6 protein-coding genes are annotated in these 5,190 nt (G+C 70.2%); 2 read left to right on the plus strand and 4 right to left on the minus strand.

Translation table 11 applies throughout. The features are described from left to right. Window positions 1-36 precede the first annotated feature (36 nt). Entirely contained in the window at window positions 37-738 is a 702-nt protein-coding gene (locus tag KZA10_RS07690) for a hypothetical protein (protein ID WP_218682565.1), read from the minus strand. Window positions 739-852: 114 nt separating this feature from the next. Between KZA10_RS07690 and KZA10_RS07695 the strand changes: the two genes are divergently transcribed. After that, on the plus strand, window positions 853-2,049 hold the full coding sequence (locus KZA10_RS07695) for an MFS transporter (protein WP_218682566.1): 1,197 nt from the start codon (window positions 853-855) through the stop codon (window positions 2,047-2,049). 27 nt (window positions 2,050-2,076) lie between these two features. On the opposite strand, the gene KZA10_RS07700 is transcribed toward KZA10_RS07695, so the two are convergent. Next, window positions 2,077-2,997 carry a helix-turn-helix domain-containing protein gene (locus tag KZA10_RS07700; protein WP_218682567.1) on the minus strand — a complete coding sequence of 307 codons (921 nt, stop codon included), beginning with the start codon at window positions 2,995-2,997 and terminating at the stop codon, window positions 2,077-2,079. Window positions 2,998-3,150: 153 nt separating this feature from the next. Here KZA10_RS07700 and KZA10_RS07705 point away from each other — a divergent pair, with 153 nt between their 5' ends. Then, window positions 3,151-3,612 carry a DUF3817 domain-containing protein gene (locus tag KZA10_RS07705; RefSeq protein WP_017829660.1) on the plus strand — a complete coding sequence of 154 codons (462 nt, stop codon included), beginning with the start codon at window positions 3,151-3,153 and terminating at the stop codon, window positions 3,610-3,612. Window positions 3,613-3,643: 31 nt separating this feature from the next. On the opposite strand, the gene KZA10_RS07710 is transcribed toward KZA10_RS07705, so the two are convergent. Together KZA10_RS07710 and KZA10_RS07715 are read right to left on the minus strand one after the other, a co-directional pair. Next, window positions 3,644-4,306, minus strand: a complete 663-nt coding sequence (locus tag KZA10_RS07710; protein WP_141386956.1) for a hypothetical protein — start codon at window positions 4,304-4,306, stop codon at window positions 3,644-3,646. Window positions 4,307-4,369: 63 nt separating this feature from the next. Further along, window positions 4,370-5,190: NAD(P)/FAD-dependent oxidoreductase (locus tag KZA10_RS07715; protein ID WP_218682568.1), on the minus strand; the 821-nt coding region annotated here is incomplete at its 5' end.

Raw genomic sequence — 5,190 nt, forward strand, 5'->3', positions numbered from 1 at the left:
GTCGTGAAAAATGCCGCGGGCCTTCAAACCCGCCGCTTAACTCGTGAGGGGGTCTCGCGCATGGGCCGTGGCCGTCAGAAGGCGAAACACACCAAGATCCGGGACGCTGTGCAGTAGGGTCCGTTTCCCGCTGTCGAGGTCGACGCGCAGCACCTCGTAGTCGAGGTAGGCGTCGGGAGGGCGCGGCTGGTAGCGCACCACGATGGCGTCGCCGTCGTGCACGGCCACATCGCCGAACTCGAAGTCCCCGTAGTCGAAGTCGCCCTGGTCGCCCACGACATCGCCCGGCAGGTCCCTCATCGTCATGGTGGTGGTGTCGAGCACCGAGATCATCGGCATCACGTGGGCGCGGTCGCCCTGCAGCACGACGAGCTCGGTGGCCGAGAGCGGAGCCATCGCCCCAATGCGCGAGGCCGGGTCGCCGGGATCGGTGTCGAACCTCGCGAGCGTTTCGCCATCGGCGCCGACGTGCAGCCACGATCCGGAAGATGCTGTCCAGACCCCGCCTGCGCCGTCGGCCGACAGCACGTGCCTCCCGTACGACAGGTCGGTCGGGGGGCCGGCGGGGGTGGCCTCCGGTCCGGAACCGACGAAGGAGCTCTGGAACGAGATCGGCTCGAGGGCCCAGTCGTCCGGGCCCGCGGCGCGCTGCCCGGTGCATCCGGAGGTGAGCATGATCGCCGCGACGGCGGCGGCACCGCACCACAGGCGCGCCCGTCTCCGTCTCCGATCCCGCATGCTGACACTCTGCAAGCTCGGGCTGGGAACCGACCGGGAGCGCGTCGGACGAATGGTCGGATTCCGCGGACGACCGGTCGGGCGACGGCCTCCGGGTGCTGCGAACGTGGAACCATGACCACGACAGCGCCCGTTCCCACCATGCCGCCCTCCGCGGCCTCCCGCATCCGCTACGGCGGACTCATCGTGCTGATGCTGATGGGCTTCCTGCTGGTCACGGCCGAGTTCCTCCCCAACGGCGTGCTCACCGAGATGGCCGACGGGCTGGGGGTCACTCCGGGTCAGGCCGGACAGACCGTGACCGTGACGGCGCTGGTCGGACTCATCGTCGCGCCGACCGTCGGACTCATGTTCCCGCGGCTGGATCGGCGGTCGCTGCTGGTGTGGATGGCGCTCGCCGCCGCCGTGTCGAACCTGATCGTGGCGATCGCGCCGAACCTGATCATCGTGCTGCTGGTGCGGTTCCTGCTGGGTGCCGCCATCAGCGCCTTCTGGGCGATGTCGATCACGGTCGCTGCGCGCCTGGCGGGACCGGAGAATCTCGGACGCGGTGTCATGTTCACCTCGGCGGGAGTGTCGCTGGCGACCGTGGCCGGCGTGCCGCTAGGCGTCATGCTGAGCGAACTCGTGGACTGGCGGATGGTCTTCGCCATCGCGGGCGTGCTGATGGTCGTGCTCGCGGTGGTGCTGCGGTTCGCGCTGCCGTCGGTGCCGGCCGAGCGGGCGTCGAGCCTGCGCCTGCTCGTCGACACGCTGCGCCGCCCCGGCATCGGTCTCGGCATGGTCGGCCACGTGCTCGTCGTGCTCGGGCACTTCCTCGCCTACACGTACGTGCGGCTCGCGCTGGAGCGGATCCCCGAGGTCGACGCCTCGACCATCGTCGTGCTGCTCGCGCTGTTCGGCGTCGGCGGCCTCCTCGGCAACATCACGATCGGGCTCGTGATCGACCGTACGTTCGCCTTCTTCGCGGTGTTCGCGCCGCTCGTGATCGCCGTGTCCGTGATGTCGATGATCCTGTTCTCCGGGTCGATCGTGGGTGTCGGCATCGTCGTGCTGGTGTGGGGCTTCTTCTTCTCGTCCTGGCTGATCGTGGCGAACACGTGGGTCGGACACCGGATGCCGGATCGGCTCGAAGCCGGCGGCAGTCTCGTCGTCGTGGGGTTCCAGGGGGCGATCACCCTCGCGGCCGGCATCGGCGGACTGCTCGTGGACACCCTGAACGTCGAGCTGGTCTACGTGATCGGGTCGATCGCGCTGCTCGCCGGCGCGGTGCTGTTCGGCGCGTCCAACCGCGTCAGCAGCAGGGCCTGAAAGGCAGAGATCCTCGGGCCGAGATCCTCAGGCCGAGATCGGCGTGCGGTTCGCCAGACGCCACGACGAGGGGGTCTGCCCGGTGCGGCGGCGGAAGGCCCGGCTGAACCCCTCGTCGGAGGTGTAGCCCAGCTCGCGGGAGACGTCCGAGACGCTTCGCCCAGCCTCGAGCATCCGCTTGGCCGCGTCGACGCGCACCTCAGTGACGTAGTCGGCGGGGGAGCGGCCGACGGTGCTGCGGAACCGTTCGGCGAAGGTCGAGCGCGACATGGCGCCGATGCCGGCGAGGCGCTCCACCGTCCAGTCCCGGCCCGGTTCCTCGCGGATGGCGTCGACGACGCGGTCGAGGAACGGGTCGTTCGACAGCGAGGGCCAGCCCGTCGGGGCACAGCCGTTCGCAGCCCAGGCGCGGATGACCGACAGCAGCACGGTCGTCGCCATCATGCGGCAGATGATGGGGTCGCCCTGGCGGGCGGGCATCACCGTGTCGTCGCCGAGCACGCCCATGTTCAGTGCCAGGGCGGCGGCGGCCGGCTCCACGGCGTCGAACCCGGTGACGGTGAGGAACGGCGGCAGCAGGGCGGGCAGCGGCGAGGCCGCATCGGCGAGCTCGATGTCGGCGATCATCAGGCTCGTGTCGTCCCGCGCTTCGAGCACGAACGGCGAACGGCCGAGGGTCAGGAACGCGTCGCCCGCCACGAGCAGGTCATGGCGGGCCTTCGTGTCGACCCTGAGTCGCTGCGAGTCGGGATCGACGTCGAGGCGGCAGCCGTCTCCGAGCGGAGGATGCCCCTGCACAGCGCCCTCGGCGATGTAGACCAGGGTGATGGAGTCGGCGGGGATCGGCAGCAGCGTTCCCGCAGCTACCGAGGTGCGACGGCCGATGCCGACGCGCAGGTCGACCGCACCGAGCACGTTCGAGAGCGCGTCCGCATCCACTGTCACCATGCCTTCGGCAACGTCGTCGCGCGGCGTGCTATTCCGCCGTCGGCCCCGTCGATGTGCGAAACGGGTCGCGTCGTGCTGGCGGACTCAACCATTCGGTTGATTCGAAGGGGGTGACCGCCGGATACGGTGGAGGGACACCACCCGAGGAGTACCGTGTTCCGCACCCCCGACCGACTGTTCCGAGTTCTCGCGATCGCGGAGGCGATCACCTGGACGATCCTGATCGCCGCGATCATCGCCCGCGCCGTCGGCGCCCCCGGAGTCGTGGTGACCGTGGGCGGAGGCATCCACGGGTTCATCTTCCTGAGCTACGCGGCGACGGCGATCCTGGTCGCGCTGAACCAGCGCTGGCATGTCGGTGTGGGTGTTCTCGCCGTCGCCAGCGCCGTCATTCCGTACGCGACGATCCCGACCGAGATCTGGCTGCACCGCACCGGGCGGCTCACCGGGGCCTGGCGTCTCGAGGCGACCGACGACCCGCGCGATCGCCGCTGGTACGACCGGCTGATGCGGTGGTTCCTGCAGCGGCCGTGGGTTCTCGCGCTGCTTCTGGTCGTCGGCATCGTCGCGCTGTACGTCATCCTGCTGCTGGTGGGTCCTCCCGGCGGCAAGTGACGCCCGGCGGGGTCTGATCCCTGCGCCGGGTTCAGGGCGTGACGACGACCGCGTTCTCCTCGTTGATCGCAGCCAGCGTCGCCTCCGCATCCGCGGCGGTGCAGTCCACGACCACCGACAGGCCCACTCCGGTCTGCGTGAAGGCACGCGCGGCCATGAGCCAGGTGCGGCTGCCGTCCACGCCGACGACCTGGCGCGTCTCGACGCCTCCGCTGCCGCCCGCCATGTAGCTGAACTCGCCGGTAGTGGCGAGCGGGGTGACCTCGCTGGTCGGAGTCTGCAGCAGCACACCGAGGATCGCGTCGGACGAGGCGCTGTCGTCTCCGGCGACCACGGGAACGTCTGTCGTGTACCCCTGCCAGAACCGCGCAGTACAGGTGCCGTCGACCGTGCCGTACGTCCAGCCGCCGTTGCCGTCGTCGGGCGAGACGATCTTCCAGCCCTCGTCGACCACGAGCCCGTCGCCCCATTCGATGTAAGTGTCGCTCGCGAGATCGAGGCCTTCGGTGAAGGTCAGGGTCGAGCCGGACGACTCGTCGCTCGGCGCATCGGTCTCCGGACTCGACGAGGGGACGTCGGTGGGCGACCCCACCGGGATCTGCGCGTACAGGCATCCGCTCAGTGACAGCACGGCCACAGCGGCGATCGCGGTGCTGGCCAGGCGCAGGGGGATCGAGAAGGAGGTGCGCGTCATGCCGGTCAGCCTAGTCCCGGACCGTCATCGTCTCCGGTCCACGGTTCCACTCGGGCCGACTGATCAGTGGGCGCTGACGACCCCGATCGAGTCGTGCACGATGACCGTCGCGACCCGAGCGCCGGCACCCGCCGCGACGATGAGCTGCTGCGGACCGGGTGTCGCGGCGTCGCCGGCGGCGTAGAGCCCCGGCACATCGGTGCGACCCGAGCGGTCCGTGCGCAGATGCCCGGCGTGATCAAGCGTGGGCGCGATCCCGTCGAGGAACGTCAGCGCGTTCTCCCACTCGGGGCGCACGAAACCGCCGTCGACCGCGACTGATGTGCCGTCGGCCAGACGGATGGCGTCGAGACTTCCCCGCTCACCCACGAGCTCGACGATCGTCTCGCGACGCACGTCGATGCCGGAGGCGGCGAGCTCCGCCTCCTCGTCCGCGGTCACGACGTCCGCCCCGTGCGTGAACACGGTGAGGCTCTCGGTCCAGCGTCCGATGAGTCGCGCGCGGTCGGCGATGTCGGGCGTCTCACCGATCAGGGCGAGGCGGCGGCCCTGCAGCTCCCACGCATCGCAGGTGGCGCAGCTGAACAGGCTCATGCCGTAGTACCCGCGCAGGTTCGGGACATCGGGGAGCGTCTCACGCAGCCCGATGGCCAGCAGCACCGCCCTGGCCGTGACGGTGGTCTCGGCATCCCGGCGGCCGATGTCCGCCGCGAACACGCGTCGATCGCCGTGCGGTCCCGCACCGTCTCCGCTCGTCTGGCGGAGGGCGGTGACGCGCGTCCGCGATCGCACCTCCACGTTCGGATAGGCCGCGAGCTCTTCTCTGGCGAGGCGCCGCAGTTCGTGCGGCGGGATGCCGTCGCGGGTCAGGAACCCGTGCGATC

This window comes from Microbacterium sp. BF1 (genome assembly GCF_019279095.1).
In the GTDB taxonomy this organism is placed as follows: domain Bacteria; phylum Actinomycetota; class Actinomycetes; order Actinomycetales; family Microbacteriaceae; genus Microbacterium; species Microbacterium maritypicum.

Bases quoted from the DNA above. Each gene is read 5' to 3' on its own strand.
- KZA10_RS07690 (WP_218682565.1), bottom strand. From the start codon at position 738: ATGCGGGATCGGAGACGGAGACGGGCGCGCCTGTGGTGCGGTGCCGCC.
- KZA10_RS07695 (WP_218682566.1), top strand. From the start codon at position 853: ATGACCACGACAGCGCCCGTTCCCACCATGCCGCCCTCCGCGGCCTCC.
- KZA10_RS07710 (WP_141386956.1), bottom strand. From the start codon at position 4,306: ATGACGCGCACCTCCTTCTCGATCCCCCTGCGCCTGGCCAGCACCGCG.
- KZA10_RS07700 (WP_218682567.1), bottom strand. From the start codon at position 2,997: ATGGTGACAGTGGATGCGGACGCGCTCTCGAACGTGCTCGGTGCGGTC.